Annotated in this window: 15 protein-coding genes; all 15 read left to right on the top strand. The window is 32.4% G+C overall.

Annotated elements, in window-relative coordinates:
- The first annotated feature begins 202 nt into the window (after nucleotides 1–202).
- The 15 genes from EPJ90_RS07665 (at nucleotide 203) to EPJ90_RS07595 (ending at nucleotide 17,411) form a co-directional block, all read left to right on the top strand.
- Nucleotides 203–520 carry a hypothetical protein gene (locus EPJ90_RS07665; RefSeq protein ID WP_200542922.1) on the top strand — a complete coding sequence of 106 codons (318 nt, stop codon included), beginning with the start codon at nucleotides 203–205 and terminating at the stop codon, nucleotides 518–520.
- 83 nt (nucleotides 521–603) lie between these two features.
- Nucleotides 604–1,428: a helix-turn-helix domain-containing protein gene (locus tag EPJ90_RS07660; RefSeq protein WP_200542921.1), complete on the top strand. Its 825-nt coding sequence runs from the start codon at nucleotides 604–606 to the stop codon at nucleotides 1,426–1,428.
- A 177-nt stretch (nucleotides 1,429–1,605) separates the two neighbouring features.
- Nucleotides 1,606–3,411: an EpsG family protein gene (locus EPJ90_RS07655; RefSeq protein WP_200542920.1), complete on the top strand. Its 1,806-nt coding sequence runs from the start codon at nucleotides 1,606–1,608 to the stop codon at nucleotides 3,409–3,411.
- Nucleotides 3,412–3,452: 41 nt separating this feature from the next.
- Nucleotides 3,453–4,457, top strand: coding sequence for a stealth family protein (locus tag EPJ90_RS07650; RefSeq protein WP_125163731.1), 1,005 nt, complete (start codon nucleotides 3,453–3,455; stop codon nucleotides 4,455–4,457).
- 225 nt (nucleotides 4,458–4,682) lie between these two features.
- Entirely contained in the window at nucleotides 4,683–6,542 is a 1,860-nt protein-coding gene (locus tag EPJ90_RS07645; RefSeq protein ID WP_244660402.1) for a polysaccharide biosynthesis protein, read from the top strand.
- A complete protein-coding gene (locus EPJ90_RS07640) occupies nucleotides 6,532–7,743 on the top strand; it encodes a DegT/DnrJ/EryC1/StrS family aminotransferase (RefSeq protein WP_200542918.1) in 1,212 nt (403 codons plus the stop codon). Before EPJ90_RS07645 ends, EPJ90_RS07640 begins: the two co-directional genes overlap by 11 nt.
- The gene (locus EPJ90_RS07635; protein ID WP_200542917.1) at nucleotides 7,736–8,410 is read left to right on the top strand and encodes a sugar transferase; all 675 of its coding nucleotides are present in this window, start codon (nucleotides 7,736–7,738) and stop codon (nucleotides 8,408–8,410) included. The genes EPJ90_RS07640 and EPJ90_RS07635 overlap by 8 nt, the downstream gene beginning before the upstream one ends.
- A 55-nt stretch (nucleotides 8,411–8,465) precedes the next feature.
- The gene (locus tag EPJ90_RS07630; RefSeq protein ID WP_200542916.1) at nucleotides 8,466–9,347 is read left to right on the top strand and encodes a LicD family protein; all 882 of its coding nucleotides are present in this window, start codon (nucleotides 8,466–8,468) and stop codon (nucleotides 9,345–9,347) included.
- A gap of 17 nt (nucleotides 9,348–9,364) precedes the next feature.
- Nucleotides 9,365–10,504 (top strand): CDP-glycerol glycerophosphotransferase family protein, encoded by a 1,140-nt coding sequence (locus EPJ90_RS07625; RefSeq protein WP_200542915.1) that lies wholly within the window; start codon nucleotides 9,365–9,367, stop codon nucleotides 10,502–10,504.
- A complete protein-coding gene (locus tag EPJ90_RS07620; protein ID WP_200542914.1) occupies nucleotides 10,497–11,879 on the top strand; it encodes an O-antigen ligase family protein in 1,383 nt (460 codons plus the stop codon). Before EPJ90_RS07625 ends, EPJ90_RS07620 begins: the two co-directional genes overlap by 8 nt.
- Nucleotides 11,880–11,924: 45 nt before the next feature.
- Entirely contained in the window at nucleotides 11,925–12,659 is a 735-nt protein-coding gene (locus EPJ90_RS07615) for an IspD/TarI family cytidylyltransferase (RefSeq protein ID WP_200542913.1), read from the top strand.
- A gap of 393 nt (nucleotides 12,660–13,052) precedes the next feature.
- The gene (locus EPJ90_RS07610) at nucleotides 13,053–14,096 is read left to right on the top strand and encodes an AEC family transporter (protein WP_125163725.1); all 1,044 of its coding nucleotides are present in this window, start codon (nucleotides 13,053–13,055) and stop codon (nucleotides 14,094–14,096) included.
- Nucleotides 14,097–14,119: 23 nt separating this feature from the next.
- Nucleotides 14,120–15,112, top strand: coding sequence for a 2-hydroxyacid dehydrogenase (locus EPJ90_RS07605; protein WP_200542912.1), 993 nt, complete (start codon nucleotides 14,120–14,122; stop codon nucleotides 15,110–15,112).
- Between the two features lie 231 nt (nucleotides 15,113–15,343).
- Entirely contained in the window at nucleotides 15,344–16,405 is a 1,062-nt protein-coding gene (locus EPJ90_RS07600) for an NAD-dependent epimerase/dehydratase family protein (RefSeq protein ID WP_200542911.1), read from the top strand.
- The gene (locus tag EPJ90_RS07595) at nucleotides 16,395–17,411 is read left to right on the top strand and encodes an acyltransferase family protein (RefSeq protein ID WP_200542910.1); all 1,017 of its coding nucleotides are present in this window, start codon (nucleotides 16,395–16,397) and stop codon (nucleotides 17,409–17,411) included. Before EPJ90_RS07600 ends, EPJ90_RS07595 begins: the two co-directional genes overlap by 11 nt.
- The last annotated feature ends 253 nt before the right edge of the window (nucleotides 17,412–17,664 follow it).

Genomic DNA, 17,664 nt, shown 5'->3' with positions numbered 1-17,664 from the left:
GTCTTTCATTTTTTTATCTAATTGTTTATACTTCATATGGGAGCTCCTTTTAGTCGGGTGGGCTCCTTTTATTATACAAAAACAACCGCACCTTGGGTGGTGCGGTTGAGATTTGAATTTAGGAAAACAAACAGATTGATTCTGTTTGTTTTTACTTTTACATACATGGTAGAATGGAGTTAATCGGGTGGAGGTAATGCAAATGGAATATCTATGGGTAATTACAGGTATCGGTTCTGTTGTGATTGTGTTGTTGAATCTCTTTAGGAGTTTAACGGGACGCATGAAACATTGGTACCTTTACTATTCTTTATCGTTTATCTTTCCAATCTTGTTTTTGTTGAGTGAATATTATTCTATCGTCCGCTTAGTGAATCATGATGATTTCGGTACGATAATGGATATAGCACCAACAATGTTTACGATTATCATGGGCTGTTGTCTCGTGGCGTTTATTCTCAATGGCATTGCGTTATATTTTTATGTCAAACACTATAATTTAAGAGAAAGCTACTCCTAAGTAGTTTTTTCTATGTCGCAACTAAAAGGTTCTAGGCTAAAAAACGGTACTGTGCTAGCATTTGGATAGAAGGAGTGGTGATTATGATAATAAACCAACAAATTAAATTCTACCGGACAGAACAAAAGATGAGTCAAGATATGTTAGCAGAAAAATTAAACATTTCTCGGCAATCAATTTCCAAATGGGAACGAGGCGAAAGCCTTCCGTCTATTGATAATTTAGTCCGCCTTAGTGAAATACTTGGGATTCCTTTAGATGAATTGGTGAAGGGAAAAGAAACGTTTCCAATCCCCTTTAGTTTTGGTCAAAATAGATCGAAAGTCTTTTTCGTAATATTTGTTCTTTTGACGACACTTGTATGCTTTGTGGCCTATGCAATCAAGCCACATCTGCTTGTTGTTTTATTGACGTTTGGGTATTGTTATGGGATGGTGAGTTTGATTGGTTTTCGAAATTTCAAAGACTACTACGATTACTTTACCGTTTGGAATCAGGGCATTGAGGTATATGTAGGTACAAAACTGAAATTAACTGCTTCATTCCTAAGTTTTATGGGCAAACGTAAAACCAAACAAATTCCATATGATTCGATTGATTCGATCAAAATCTATTTTAATAATGAAGGGTATGATCCCGGCACGCACGAAGGATTAAATTATCGAAGAAGACAAACCGTTGTCGGAAGAGAAGCATTCTATCTGCTTCTTACAACAGATCGTAAAGAGACTTATACGTTAAACCTTGATCGTCTTTTTTATCCACAAAGCGATGAATACAAACATTTTTCCGCAATCATGAATTTTTTTGAAAAACACGGCGTAAGCGTTGTTGATACGTATGGGATCTTAGAAGCCATTACGGATGAGTATGATTTAATCGAAGCCGCATATCAAAAAGGACTGTAAGATTTAGCCTCACATGCTAATGGGCATAGAACTGGATTGTTTAATTCAAAGATACAATAAAAGTATTGCCTTTAATAATATGGTATTATATTATTGGTATTTAACGAGAATATTAGTTTTATTCTTAATCATTGATGAATATTAATCTAGCAGTTTAATGAATGTGAGGAGCTTATTGTGTATTATTTTAGTTTTATTTACTTATGTGCATTTTTATACTTTGGGAAACACTTGGACTCAAAGAAAAAATTTATCGTTGCTGCACTACCGTTTGTCTTAATTATCTTTTTAAGATTTGGTGTGGGTGCAGATTATTTTTCATATCAGACAATTTATGAGTCCATTGATCCTCATCGGATCAATGAATCGTTTGCAAGTTTACCAAAAATTGAGACTTTGTTTAAAGTATTGATGTTGGCAGGTCGTGCAGTCGGTATGAATTATCATGTCTTCTCAGGACTACTTTGTACAGGAATTCTTCTTGTAGCGTTACTTTGGATTAAAGACAGTTCTGATTATTTTGAAATGGCAACGTTACTTTATTTCTCAACATTTTTCTTATATTGGAATTTGGGTGCGTTACGACAAGTTATCGTTATTGTTGGATCAATGTATGTCTACTTTAATCGAGATCGTGATTTCGATTGGAAAATTAAAGGATTAACAACAGCTTTATTGTTCTTTATACATGGAACTGCGTTAATAGTTCCAATTATTTACATAGCGACAAAAATTAAATGGAATTTTAAAATTTTCACTATAATATTTATATTGTTTCCATTAACACGTTTAGTATATACGCCAGCTTTCTTTTCTATTTTTGAAAATGTTCCTATTTTATCAAAATTTCTTCTTTATTCTGATGCAGAAAATATAAAAATCTTAAGTGTTCCTTTTTTATTGCGATTTTCAATTTTTGCAGTAACGATGCTTCATTACAATAAGCTAATCGAAAGTTACGAAAAACAAAAAAGTTTAATTGATTTTGTTATTCTAAATATGTTGTTATATTTCTATTTGCCATTTTCAAAAGTACTTGGAACTCGAGTGACTGTTTTTGGTTATTATGGAACAGTGGTTGTTATACCTATGATTTTAGGCCTCTATAAGGATAAAAAGCTATATAAGTTAGCCTTCGTTGCAATTCTAGGATTTAGTGGAATTCAGTTCTATAATGAGTTAACGAAACAGGTAAAACGCACTGGCTATGAATACTCAGCAACTCGATTAAATTTTGAAACTATTCTCCAAAAAAACTATGCAAGTTTTAATAACATGTATGCTTTTGAGGTTCAAAATAGTGAATTAGTAAAAGTTAAAGTTAAAGATTATCAAAAACATAAAATGCTTACTGTTTATACTCAAGAAGCACTTTATGACCCAAATCTTGCTCACTTATCCGTAAAATTTCCAGATAGCGAAAAAGTGAAAAAAGGCGAAGATTATCTAACCTACGGTATTGTGAATGAAAAAGGACAAATCGTGGAATTGCCAACTGCGAAAAGCAGATTTAAAATTTATGGTCCTTTTGTTGAAGAAACGATTGGGGAACGGACTTTTACGAGTAAGCTCTATCGAAAAATAGGGAACCCATTGGTCATTGATTCTGAATTGGTTAGGACAGAAATAGAGAATAAGTTCTCTCAAGATTTAGAGAGAGAGTTCAAACATTTTCCGATGACTATCATTCATAAACACAAGGTAATAGAGAATAAAGAGTTGGATGCATACAATAAAAATACAGTTTGGCGTGGTGCTTCCTATAAGGACTTAATTTTCAATGATCGCTCTTACTACATGATTCAAACACCGTTTTCAAATTATTTTTCCATAGTTGACCAAAATGGTTCTATTCTTACCGATAAATTTTATTCGTCTATCACTCCTTTTGATTCAAATGGTATCGCGATTGGAACAACAAAATATTCGCGAGAATATATAGACTATGATGGAAATGTCATTTGGATGGAACTATATGAGTAAAGAATTAAGAAAAAAGTTCAAAAGTAAGGAGGAATTCCTGGATGAATAACATAAAAATTGATTTTGTAGTTCCGTGGGTAGATGGTAGTGACGAAAATTGGCTTAGGGATCGTATGAAGTTAGAAGACAATAATATAGATCCAGTTGTGAACGATTATCGTGATTGGGGTATATTTAAGTACTGGTTTAGAGCTATTGAAGCATACACCCCTTGGGTTAATAAGATTTACTTCGTTACTTATGGACATATTCCGGATTTTTTAAACACAGAACATCCCAAGTTAAAAATTATTCGACATGAAGACTATATTCCAAAAGAATATTTACCAACGTTCTCATCACATGTAATTGAATTAAATTTGCATCGAATCGAGGGACTAAGTGAGCATTTCGTTTATTTTAATGATGATACCTTTATTAACAAGCCAATGAAACCGGAAGACTTTTTCAAGGAGGGTCTCCCTTGCGATACTGCAGTAATTAATCCTATTGTTCCTGCGCGGTATGATACAATCTCGAATATTATGATTAATGATATTGGTGTCATTAATCAAAACTTTAGTAAAAGACAAGTGATTAAAAAGAATCCATGGAAGTGGTATAATTACCGAAATGGTGTGTTGAATGCTTTAAATCTCATCTTTACACCTTGGTCACGGTTCCCAGGACTTTACCAACAACATCTCCCCACTTCGTTTTTAAAATCAACTTTTGAAACAATTTGGGAAAAAGAATATGATGTATTGCATCAAACATGTCTACATCAAATTCGAGATTATAAATATGATGTAAACCAATGGGTCATCAAAGAATGGCAAATGTGCGAGGGCAACTTTATGCCAAGAAGCCATAAAATTGGTGATCGTTTCCTCATTGACAGCCTTGAAGAAGCTGAAAAAGGCGCTCAAGCAATCAAAGATACGAAGTACAAGATGGTCTGTCTTAATGACCATTACAATGGCGATGATCTTGATACTATCATTGAGACACTTACTGCTGCATTCGACTCAAAACTTTCATTGATAAGTGAGTTCGAAAAAAAATAAAAGAGTTATTAAACATGGAAATGAGCTTCGAATACAATCGGAGCTCATTTTATTTTTGATTGAATGAGTAAACACGCTTAGAAAAAGCATTTATTTGTGATTGTTGTGAAGATTGTGTACGGTAATGTCACATTGATTAACCGATATTTATTGATATTATGTGATATAATATTTTCGTTGTATATACACTTAAAAGCACTATTAGGGGAAGGTTTGGGGAAATTAATGAAAAAGAATAAAGTTGTCATGGTGGTTTTTGATATTTTGGTTTTAATTTTTTCAATTGTTTGTGGATTATCGATACTTAATAATTCACATTATGCAATGGATTTATTATATCAACGAGTTGGGATCTTTGAAGTTGGGTTAATCCTTGTTGTGTATCTCATCTTCTACAAAATGTTTTCATTGGATAAGATGGTTTGGAGAAAAATATCGGTCCATGAAACGATTCGAATCGGACTCGCAAATATTATGGCATTTTTATCCTGTTTGGTGATAATAATTATTCGAAACAATGAGCTGATTGGTGCTCGAGCAATGATTATCATTACTGGGCTTAATATACTCTTACAGCTTTCAGTTCGTTTTGTTGTTCGTTACTATTATGATAAGAAAGAACGGGTAGCGGTAAAAGGAAAAAAACTCCACTCAATCTTGATTTATGGCGCTGGTAGCGCGGGTCAAATGATTTTAAATGAAATTAGCCGAAATAATGAATATGGATATAAAGTAATTGGTTTTATTGATGATAATCCAAGTTTAAAAAATAGTATCATCTATTCTGTCCCTGTTCTTGGAAATCATGATGATATTGAAAAAGTAGTGAAGAAATATGACATCGAGTGTGTTTTTGTTGCGATGCCATCACAACCCTTAAATACTCAAAAGGAAATAATAAATAAACTAATAAAGATTGGTGTAGACGTAAAGACAGTAGAATCAGCAAAAAAGTTAATTCAAAACAAAAATCTAAAAAACAGTCTTCGTAAAATAGAAATTAGTGACTTGCTCAATAGACCTGAGATAGTAATTGATGATATGGGTATTTTTAAGCAATTAGATGGTCAAAGAATTTTAGTAACCGGAGCAGGGGGATCAATCGGATCAGAACTTGTTAGACAGGTAATTAAATACTCTCCCGATTCATTAATCCTACTTGATATTAATGAAAATGGTTTGTATGAAATTCAACAAGAACTGAATATGCTCATGCGTTCTGGAGATATTCCTAAGATAGAAGTGAAAGCAGTAATAACATCAATACGTGATTTGGATGCGCTTGAATGTCTTTTTGAACAAGAAAAGCCAACTGTTGTTTTTCATGCAGCTGCTCACAAGCATGTACCACTTATGGAGTATGTTCCAAAGGAAGCGATTAAAAACAATATATTTGGAACAAAAAATCTAATTGATTTATCAGATAAAAATAACGTAAAGTTATTCGTCAACATTTCCACTGACAAAGCAGTTAACCCAACAAATATTATGGGAGCGACAAAACGCTTTAACGAAATGATGCTTCAGAGTAAAGACGCGAATTCTAAAACTAAATATGTTGCGGTTCGTTTTGGAAATGTCTTGGGATCAAATGGCTCGGTTGTACCTCTATTTAGAAAACAGATTGAACAAGGAGGACCAGTTACCGTAACACATCCGGATATTATTCGCTACTTTATGACAATTCCAGAAGCAGTCAGTCTTATACTTCAAGCAACTGCTTATGCAAACGGTGGAGAAATATTTGTTTTAGATATGGGTAAACCAGTAAAAATATTAAATCTCGCAGAACAAGTCATCAAGTTGAGTGGATTCCAACCCTATACAGAAATCGAGATTAAATTTACTGGATTACGTCCGGGAGAAAAGTTATATGAAGAATTACTTATGTCGGAAGAAGGTCTTAAAAAAACTGAGAATAATTTAATCTATGTAGCAAATCCGATTATAACTGACTCACAAACAATAAATGAATCGTTGGAAACATTAGAGTCGCTACTTTTAATGGAGGATAGCGAAATATCCTTAAATTTACATAAGGTCGTACCGACATACACTCATAAGGAGAAGAATAATGAAAACTAGAAACATTCCATTTTCACCACCTGATATTTCCGAAAAAGAAATAGAACTTGTGGTTGAAGCGATGAGATCGGGTTGGATTACTACAGGCCCTAAAACTAAACTATTTGAATCACAATTAGCTGAATATTGTAATACTGATAAAGTTGTGACAATGAATTCTGCGACAGCGGCAATGGAAATGACGTTACGTCTTTTAGGTGTAGGGCCGGGAGATGAAGTAATTACGAGTGCCTATACTTATACTGCATCCGCAAGTGTGATTCATCATGTAGGTGCTAAAATCGTTCTTGTTGATATTCAAGAAGGAAAACCAGAAATGAATTACAAGTTATTGGAAGAAGCAATCACAGAGAAAACGAAAGTGATTATTCCGGTGGATATTGCTGGAATAATGTGTGATTATGATAAAATATTTGAAATTGTTGAAAGAAAGAAAGAACTCTTTACACCAAACAATAATCTTCAATCATCATTTGGAAGAATAATTGTTATGGCTGACGCAGCTCATTCATTTGGCGCTAAATATAAAGGGAAAATGTCAGGAGAAGTTGCGGACTTTACAGCTTTCTCTTTTCATGCTGTGAAAAATTTAACCACGGCAGAAGGCGGCGCTGTAACATGGAGAAATCAAAGTTTTATTGTTAATGAAGAACTATATAAAGAATATATGCTTCTCATTTTACACGGTCAATCGAAAGATGCTCTTGCGAAGAATGTACCGGGTTCTTGGGAATACGATATTATCGCACCGAATTACAAATGTAATATGACTGATATTCAAGCAGCAATCGGAATTTCTCAGCTTGAACGTTACGATGATATTCTTGAGGTTAGAAATCATCTTGTAAATTCATACAACGAACAAATCGATCGAAAATTTAAGAATATCTTACATCTTGATCATTTGAATGAGTATCAAGATTCTAGTTCTCATCTTTACTTTATTCGTATAGATGGTATAAACGAAAAGGAAAGAAATAGCATAATTATTAAATTGGCGGAACGAGGAATTTCAACAAATGTACACTATAAACCACTTCCTCTATTAACTGCTTATAAAAATTTAGGTTTTGAAATAGATGATTATCCAGCTGCATACAATTTCTATCAGAATGAAATCACATTACCATTAAACAGTTTGATGGTTCTTGAAGACGTAGAATATGTTGTTGAAAATTTAATTGAGGTTCTAAATGACTAATTACCAAAGTGTTATCGATAGTAAAATAAATTTAGTTACTGGTTCAGAGCGTAAAATATCATTATTTAAACGATTTACAAAAAGAATTTTTGATTTGCTTTTTAGTTTGTTGGGAATCATAGTATTATCACCAATATTTATTATTGTTGCAATATGGATAAAATTATCTACAAAAGATCGAATTATTTATAAACAACAGCGGATGGGGAAAAACTTGAAATTATTCAACATTTATAAGTTTCAAACAATGGTACCGGATGCGGATAAGATTGGTCCACTAGTTACTGTAGGAAATGATCCAAGGGTAACGAAGCCAGGCCGTGTTCTAAGAAAGTACAAAATTGATGAACTGCCACAATTATTTAATGTGTTATTTGGAACAATGTCATTTGTAGGTCCGCGACCAGAGGTGCCTAAATATCTTCCATATTATAGCGATGAGCACTTAAAACTATTCACGATTAAACCTGGTATTACGGATATTAGTTCAATAGAACTAAGAGATGAAGAGTTATTTTTAGAAGAAAATTCAGATCGTATCGATTACTACGAAACGGTATTGTTACCACAAAAATTAAACAATTCATTAACCTACTTAGAAAAATACTCGGTTTTATATGACGTAAAGTTAATATTGAAAACCATAAAAAAAGTTGTTTTCAGTTAATTTAGATTTAATTAAGTTTGTGATTGTAAGTTGAAACGAAAAGAGGTTGAAGTTTGTGGAAATTTTTGATTTACTCGATGTTAAAGAAGCAGAATTAAAGGCACTACAAGAAAAGAATTTAGAAATTTTGGAATATTTTGATGCGTTTTGTACTGAGCATAATTTGCAGTATTCTCTACTAGGTGGAACACTGATTGGTGCGATTCGTCATCATGGCTTTATCCCGTGGGATGATGATGTAGATCTTATGATGCCACGTGATGATTATGAAAAATTATCAAAAATATGGAATCAAGAGTCTACTAATTCACAGTATGTACTTGTAAGATCAGATTTAAAATCTAATTATCATGATGCTGGAATTGGAATAAAAGATACGCAAACAACATTCATAAATAAACATAGTATAAATGATGATGTTATTCATTCTATTGGTATTGAAATAATGCCGATAGATGGAGCACCAAAAAGTAAAGTAAAAAGATTGCTTCAACTTTATAATGCTTTTATATTTGCCTTGTTTAATACTCAGAGACTTCCAGATAACAAAGGAAAGGCTATTCGAATAGTGACGGGTTTTATCTATGCAGTAGTTCCTTGGAAAAAGACTCGATACAATATTTGGAAACGTGCTGAAAGACGTATGACTAAGCATCGGTGGGAAGACTCGGATGAGGTTACTGAATTAATTGGTAGTATCCGAGGAATGACAACATTACATCCTAAGGATGATTTTGAGTCTGTAGTTAGAGTTCCGTTTGAACACCTTAGCTTACCTGTGATTAAGGGTTATGATCGATACTTGACTTTAATCTTTGGTGATTACATGGCGTTGCCACCAGTACAAGAAAGAATTGCGAAACATAATGTTGCATATATTAATACTGAAGAACCATATCACAAGTTTAAAAATAAATACTACTGTATTAAAGATTAAAGAGAGGAGATGATTGTTTGAAATATTATTTAATTGTTCTCATTCGTAATGCTTTAAAGATTTTTTTTGTTTTCCCTATTCAAAAAAACAGGATTATTTTCAATGCCTATAATGGTAAGCAATATGGATGTAATCCGAAGTATATTTATGAATATTTAGAGGATTATTCTAATAAATTAGATTTAATATGGGCATTTGAGAGTACTGAAAAGTTTCATTTTGATGCCCCTATTAAAAAAGTTAGATATAAGAGTTTGAAGTACATTTATTACGTTTTAACTGCAAATATTGTAGTTGAAAACTCCGAGAGTTGGTCAATAATACCGAAAAGAAAGGGTCAGACTGTAATAAACACTTGGCATGGTGGCGGTTCTTATAAAAAGGTTGGGACATCTCGAAAAGATGGAAGTTCTTTCAATGCCAAAAATGTTCGAGATAAAAATCGTAGAGTTGATTTATATTTATCAAGTAGTAAAGCATTCTCAAGTCAAACACTACATGAATCCTTTGATTATCTCGGGGAGATAATGGAAAAGGGAATGCCAAGAAATGATATCTTAGTTAACGGAAATGAATCGCTAGCTCAACAGGTCAAAAACAACCTCAATATCGCAAATAAAAAGGTTGTATTAATAGCACCTACATTTAGAAATGTAACTGATTTTGCACTCGAGAGTTTTAACTTTGACCTGCTTTTAGATACACTTGAAGCAAAAATGAAAGGGTCATGGGTTATCCTATATAGAAGTCACTATTATGAGACATCTAAGGTCAATGATTCGAGGATCATTGACGTCTCTAATTATCCAGATATGCAAGAATTACTCTTGGCAAGTGATGTTCTTATTACTGACTTTTCATCATGTATGTGGGATTTTTCGCTTTCTTTTAAACCAGTTTTTCTCCTCTCAACAGATATTGCAGAATATCAAGAAAAAGAGAGAGAATTTTATACGGATCCGTCTTCCTGGCCATATTCATTAGCACTCACATTTGATAAGTTAATTCAAAATATATCGGATTTTAACGATGAGGATTATCAGCAGAAATTGGTTTCACACCATAAAGATTTACAGTCCTTTGAATCTGGAGAAGCCACAAAGTCAATTGGTGAGTATATATTAAGAAAAACAATAAGAGAGGATATTCATGAATAATTTAGTTCTAGGATTTAAAGATTTTGTAAGTAAACTCAAGGATTATCCTCTTACAATTATGTCAGTTTATTTTGTTACTTTTTTTGTCTATAGAGATTTTGGCATAAGAATGATTTACGGACAAGTTTTTTTAACACTGATACTCGTCATATTCTTAGTGCATCATCTCAAAGAAAATAGGAAGATGTCTTTCCTAAACATAAAGCTTCCCTATATCTTACTATCATTGATTACTTTACTTATCTTTATTAGGCCGGATTCTTTAAAAGATAAACAGAATTTCGCTTATATTATTTTAATGCTTATTACAACAGGATTTCTTGTCACAACTACTCAATCAAAAGATGATATAAGAAAAGCGTTAAAAGTATTTATAATTTCGGCAACAGTTTTTAGTATAATAATCATCTTTTTTCAGATATTTCAGAAGCCTTTTTGGGATTTCGTTTTTCCAATTCTTTCCCCTACGGCTCAAGTTTATGCGAAAAAGTACTTTTTTTCCGGATATAGTATGTCTCTAGGTGGGATCTCATTTACATTATATGTTGTTATATTTGGAATGATTAGTACGATATCTTTATTACTTTTTATGAATCCGAGCAAGAAAGAAAAGTATATTTACAGAACGCTAGTTGGATTATATTCGTTAGTAATTCTTCTTTCGGGTCGTAGAGGTGAATTGGGGGCATTATTAATTTCCTTTGCATTATTTTATATACTTAAAGGAGATAAAAAAACAAGAATTTCGAGATTGAAGTGGTTATTTCTAGGCATCATCGTATTCAGCATTGCGGTTGTAATTTTTCTTCCATTGTTAAGTAAAATCAAGTTTTTACATCGGTATACGATGACACTCAATGCGATTCTACACGGATCTCAAGTTGCTGGCGGTGTTTCCTCTGGACGTGTACAGCTCTATCAGAAAGCTTGGGAACTATTTCTCCAAAATCCAATATTTGGGATAGGTCATGGTAAGTTTACGCTTATTTCGTCAGCAATACATTTATCTGCTGAAGGAAAAGGAATGGATGTCCACAATAGTATTTTGCAGTTACTTGCTGAGACAGGGGTTACTGGATTATTCTTAGTGGTAACGCCTTTTATATATATTTATTGGAATACGATGAAAGACACATTCACACTTTGGAATAAAAATAATAACGAAGAGTGTCCTTATGTATTAATTGCAAATTCAATGTCCCTTGTTATGCAAACTTTTATTTTGATAACTTCCATGGTGGATCCAATCAATTACAAAATTGTATTTTGGTTGCTTTACTACATTTCATTTTACTTGTACGTTTATAGTCACACTAGATTAAAATGCGAGACATTTGAATTCGAGAGTAAATTTTTGTGTATCCATAAAGATTAGTCATTATTACATTTATAAATTATACAAATAATATAGGAGGAAATAATGAAGAATATAGCACTAATATTTGCTGGTGGAACCGGTACTAGAATGGGAAATACTGAAAAACCTAAGCAGTTTTTAAATATTGATGATAAGCCAATAATTGTACATACATTAGAAAAATTCAATAATTGCTCTGCGATTGATGGGATTGTAGTTACTATCCTTGCAGAATACATAGATTACATGAAAGAACTTGTAGCTGAATATTCTCTAGACAAGGTTCAGTGGATTGTAGAGGGAGGAGAGACTGGCCAGCTCTCAATATTTAACGGACTCGATGCTGTATATAAGGACGATAGAACTTGCGAAAATACTGTCGTGCTAATCCATGATGGTGTTCGACCTATAATATCAGAAAATCTTATACTAGAAAATATAGTTACCACAAGAACTCATGGAGCTGCAGTAACCGTTGCTCCAGCTACCGAAACAGTATTTAAGAGTGAAGATAAAACCAAAATCATGGAAGTCTTAAAGAGAGAAGATTTATTTTATGCAAGAGCACCTCAGACATTTTTTATGAAAGATATCTATAATACACATCTCAAAGAAATGGATCTGGGCATTACAAATAATATCGATTCATGTAGCATGATGTATAAATATAATCATGCGATGTCATTTGTTTTAGGGAATAGTTCAAATATCAAAATCACGAACTATGAAGATTATTTTATTTTTGAAGCACTATACAATTTGAATAAGAAAAGAGAAGAAGGACAGGTCTTATCTTAAAAATAACAAAACATCTCTGAGAAAATGGGGATGTTTTGTTATTTGATATGAAATACTCGCCATAACTAAAATTTATGTCGATTTTTGATGAATAGTAGATTAAGGCGATTAAAAATAGATCTTTCATATTTCATTTTGAGTTTATCTATCTGATCATATTTGATTAATATTGTCTTATATTTATTAGAACCACGATTAATTTGTTAAAAAACAGCATATAATTCACATAGTTAGGTAAATATGGTTTAAATATGTGATAATTGACGCAAAAAGTCTATAATACTTTTCGTTATCACACCATAAGGCAACGTTATGGGAGTATTATGTTTATACCAAGAAGCGCTAAGGAAGCAAATGTGCTTTTTGAAATATCAATTAACGGAGGAGAAATTAATGGATATTATAAAACAAGTCCTGTCTGATCAGGCATTTCTAGGTGCGATATTCTCAACAATATCAATCATCCTTTTAGGTTACTACCTAAAGAAAACAAATAAAGTTACAGATGATGCATCAAAAGCATTAACTGCAGTCTTGCTTAATGTTGCGTTACCAGCATTAGCATTTAAAGCATTTATGACAGATATTAAACCTGAAACCTTTACTGTTGGTTTAAACTCATTCATCTTTGGTTTTGTTGCATATGTACTTTTAATTCTTATCACATTAGCTTATACAGCTAAATATAAAGGTGATAAACTTGATGCAATGCGTGGACTTACAATTTTCGGATCGACAACATTCTTCGGTATTCCTATTATTTCAGCTTTCTTAGGAAATGAAGGCGCACTTTACGCAAACTTATTTAACGTAGCATACCGTGTATTCTTATACTCATATGGCTACATCTTATTCTCAGGTCTAAAATTCGAGAAGAAAAACTTAAAACAAATTGTTCTTAATCCAATCATTATTGCAACATTCTTAGGATTCTTAATTTGGATGTTCCAAGCAAGCTTACCACAAGTTACAGTAGGCGCTGGTGAAACTGCGAAGACCGTTGCATTCTTACGTTTAGATGCTACACTTCCATGGTTTATGAATGCTGTTGGTTACTTATCATCATTATCATCACCACTTGCATGGTTAGCAATCGGTATGACTTTAGCAAAAATCTCACTTAAAGATGCAACTAAAGACGCTAACGTATGGATTTACTCAATTGGTAAATTGGTAATTGTTCCTGCAATTATGCTTGTGATTATGATCATCTTCAAACAAATTGGTTTCTTACCATTAGACTATGTTGCAATCACTGGTGTTATTATCATGTTGGCAACTCCACCTGCAACCGTTGCAGTAAGTTATGCAATTAACTTTGATAAAGAAGCATTATTCTCGTCAAACGCATCACTTGTTGCTACAGTATTATCGATTGTTGCAATCATTTTATGGTTAGTAATTCTTACAGCATTACATGGCGTAGGAATTATCTAAGAATCAAAAAAAGGAGATTTAAAATGAAACTATTATGCTACGGTGTTCGACCAGTAGAAAAACAATTCTTTGTGGAATTAAATGAAAAATTTAATTTTGACTTAGTCTTAACAGAAAAAATGCTAAATGACGAAACAGTTCATATGGCAGAAGGTTGTGAAGCAGTAATGCTTCGCGGTAATTGCCCAGGAAATCGCCAAAATTTAGAAATCTATAAAAATTATGGCGTTAAGTATGTGTTAACACGTACAGTAGGATATAACCATATTGATTTAGAAGCCGCTAAAGAATTTGGCTTGAAAGTTGCATATGTACCATTCTATTCACCCAATGCGATTGCTGAATTAGCATTAACACTTTCATTAACACTTGCACGTCATACTCAGTACACAGCAAACAACACTCATAAAGGAAACTTTAAAATTGATGACTTTATGTTTAGTAAAGAAATTCGTAAATCAACGGTTGGGATTATTGGTTTAGGTAAAATCGGATTTACCGCAGCTACAATTTTCAAAGGCGTTGGTGCGAATGTTATCGGGTACGATGTTGTTGAAAAAGACTACCTTGGCGAAACATGTACTCAAGTAGATCTTGAAACACTATTAAAAGAGTCTGACATCATCTCAATGCATATGCCTTACTTTAAGGGTTCAAATGATGAATTCTTGAATGCAGAGAAAATTGCTCAAATGAAAGATGGCGTTATTGTTGTAAATACTTCACGTGGAGAACTTCAAAACATTAATGATATTCTTGATGCAGTTGAATCTGGTAAAATCCAAGGATTTGCAGCGGATGTTCTTGCGAATGAAACAAAATACTTCAATAAAGATTTATCTGGAGAAGCATTTGATGAATTACAAACACGTTTGAATAATCTTTATCCACGTGTACTTGTAACACCACATGTTGGTTCATACACAGATGAAGCCGTAAGTAACATGGTTGAATATTCATATGAAAACCTTCAAGAATTTATCGAAAAAGGCGAATCAAAAAATCAACTAGCTTAAAAGTAATTTTCAAAACCAACACATTCGTATAGAATGTGTTGGTTTTTTTTATCGTTATTTGTGAACATGACTTGAGAATCTGTAAAGCTTTTGTATTTAGTTGATTGGGCATTAACACTTAGATATAATAAGTACACTAGGATGAGTAATTAACCCACATTTATAGTGGGAGCTTAATCACAAAACCGATTGTAAAAATTAGTCAAATTCATAGAGGATAGGGGAGATATTATGAAAAGTGTAGAATATTCAGATTTAATGGAAATTTTAGATTCAGAAGAAATAAAATGGAATCAATTCGAAAACAGGACTTTTCTAATTACTGGAGGGACAGGTCTGATTGGAAGTATGATGACCAAAATGCTCTTATTAAGAAACGAATTATACGGATCCAATATAACTATTTATTTATTGGTTCGTGATATTGAACGATCAAGACGACAATTACAAAAATACAAAAACTCGGATGAAATTCGATATATTGAATCTTCTGTAGAAAATGCAGATTTTACTAATATCAAAGTTGATTATATTGTACATACTGCAGCACCTACTAAATCTTCTTTTTTTGTTAACAATCCAGTTGAAACGATTGAATCAATCGTTTCAGGTACAATGAATGTTTTAAAATATGCAAGCAAAACATCTGTAAAAAGTACTGTTAATGTTTCTTCAATGGAAAGTTATGGAACGATTGAAAGTGACAGTGTTTCTGAGGATCATTTGGGTGTAATTCCACTAAACTCCGTTCGAAGTTCATATCCGGAAGCGAAGAGACTTACGGAACTTTTAGCTTACTCATATACCCAAGAGTATAGTACAAATGTAACATCATTGAGATTAGCTCAAACATTTGGTGCAGGTGTTACTGAAAATGAGAATCGTGTTTTTAAATATTTCTGCGATTGTATTTTAAATAGGAAAGATATTGTCTTAAAGAGTACAGGAGAGACGATTATTAATTTTTGTTATCTAAGTGATGCGATAAAAGCAATTCTCATTCTTCTAACCGATGGAGAAAGCGGCGAAACATATAATGCATCAGGGGAATCTTATGAAATGACCATAAAGGATATTGCAGAATGGTTAATCAAGACACATGGAAATGATAATGAAGTCATTTTCGATATCGATGAGACTCAAATGTTTGCACCCGTAAATAAAATGATCTTAAATAATGAAAAAATTAAAAAACTTGGATGGAATCCTAAGGTTGATGTTAAGGAAGCGTATTCTCGTTTATTGTTATCTATAAGCGAAACGATGAATACTGAGGAAAACGATGAATACTGATAAGAAAATATTGACTTGGGGGACACTTAGTCAGTATAGAAGTCAAATCTATGGATTTACAATTATTTGGATTGTCCTCTTTCATATTTGGGAATCTTTTAGTAAATATATTACATATAATTGGGTTGTAATCAATTTCATTAAACGAGGAAATATGGGAGTAGACATATTTCTTCTTCTCTCTGGAATTTCGCTCTATTATTCGATGAAAAAACATCCAAAACAATCTACAAAAGATTTTTATAAGAAAAGATTTAATCGTTTGGTTAAAATTTATATGCTAGTCTGTCTACCTTTTTTTATCTTAATGAAAGCAACAAATAACTATAGTATTGAAGAACTAATCAAGCAATTATTCTTCATGAATAAAAATGTTAGCACATTTTGGTTTCTTTTAGTTATTGCCATATGTTATTTGGTTTACCCGATATTATATAGATTAATTCAAAAGAATAAGAAGAGCTATATCTATCTTGGAATTACCTTATATACAGGATTAATGATAATCTTTATGACTGTTAATATGGATAGTTACACTTATTATGAAATTCTGTTATCGCGAATTCCAATATTTTTCATCGGTGCTTCTTTAGGTGATCTAGTATTCGAAAATAAACAGATATCAGAAAAGTTAATTTTTGGGGCATTGTTGGTTGTAATTCTTTACGGACCTATGAATTTTTTGTTATCAAAAATACCATTCGTTAATTATTATATGCCGTTAATTAGGAGATATGAACTGGGAATACAGGGTTTTTCATTTACGATATTATTTGTAATAATTATTCAATATTTAACAGGAAGCAAAACTTATATTTTTCTAGGTAAAATCGGAGCAATAACCTTGGAAGTCTATGTCGCTCATATTATTTTGAGGAATATACTTTTAAATGTAATAAAGGTTCCAGTATCGACACGACCACAAATCTTTTTGTTTTCACTGCTCTTCGTACCGATTTCATTGTTGCTAGGAAAATTATTGTCGCGTGTTTTGGACAAAATTTAGAATATCTAGACTCTTTACTAATAGAATAATTGGTAGTAATTCATCCCTGAGTTGATCAGGTAAAGTTTAACAGAAACTTCCGGATAGAAATTTCAAATCGGAAGTTTTTTTATTTGTGATTTTGCTAAGAACCTTAACAATTCTCACAAGATTGTTTTATATGATTCTAGATTGAACTAATTTGTGAAAAAAAGTGTAAATTATGCAATATGGAACTATGAAGTTTCAGTTACCCGTGCTAGACTTGATACGG

Source organism: Erysipelothrix sp. strain 2 (EsS2-7-Brazil) (genome assembly GCF_016617655.1).
Lineage (GTDB): Bacteria > Bacillota_I > Bacilli_A > Erysipelotrichales > Erysipelotrichaceae > Erysipelothrix > Erysipelothrix piscisicarius.
This window is presented reverse-complemented; position numbering and strand designations above follow the sequence as displayed.

Bases quoted from the DNA above. Each gene is read 5' to 3' on its own strand.
- EPJ90_RS07665 (WP_200542922.1), top strand. From the start codon at position 203: ATGGAATATCTATGGGTAATTACAGGTATCGGTTCTGTTGTGATTGTG.
- EPJ90_RS07660 (WP_200542921.1), top strand. From the start codon at position 604: ATGATAATAAACCAACAAATTAAATTCTACCGGACAGAACAAAAGATG.
- EPJ90_RS07650 (WP_125163731.1), top strand. From the start codon at position 3,453: ATGAATAACATAAAAATTGATTTTGTAGTTCCGTGGGTAGATGGTAGT.
- EPJ90_RS07645 (WP_244660402.1), top strand. From the start codon at position 4,683: ATGAAAAAGAATAAAGTTGTCATGGTGGTTTTTGATATTTTGGTTTTA.
- EPJ90_RS07640 (WP_200542918.1), top strand. From the start codon at position 6,532: ATGAAAACTAGAAACATTCCATTTTCACCACCTGATATTTCCGAAAAA.
- EPJ90_RS07635 (WP_200542917.1), top strand. From the start codon at position 7,736: ATGACTAATTACCAAAGTGTTATCGATAGTAAAATAAATTTAGTTACT.
- EPJ90_RS07620 (WP_200542914.1), top strand. From the start codon at position 10,497: ATGAATAATTTAGTTCTAGGATTTAAAGATTTTGTAAGTAAACTCAAG.
- EPJ90_RS07615 (WP_200542913.1), top strand. From the start codon at position 11,925: ATGAAGAATATAGCACTAATATTTGCTGGTGGAACCGGTACTAGAATG.
- EPJ90_RS07610 (WP_125163725.1), top strand. From the start codon at position 13,053: ATGGATATTATAAAACAAGTCCTGTCTGATCAGGCATTTCTAGGTGCG.
- EPJ90_RS07605 (WP_200542912.1), top strand. From the start codon at position 14,120: ATGAAACTATTATGCTACGGTGTTCGACCAGTAGAAAAACAATTCTTT.
- EPJ90_RS07600 (WP_200542911.1), top strand. From the start codon at position 15,344: ATGAAAAGTGTAGAATATTCAGATTTAATGGAAATTTTAGATTCAGAA.
- EPJ90_RS07595 (WP_200542910.1), top strand. From the start codon at position 16,395: ATGAATACTGATAAGAAAATATTGACTTGGGGGACACTTAGTCAGTAT.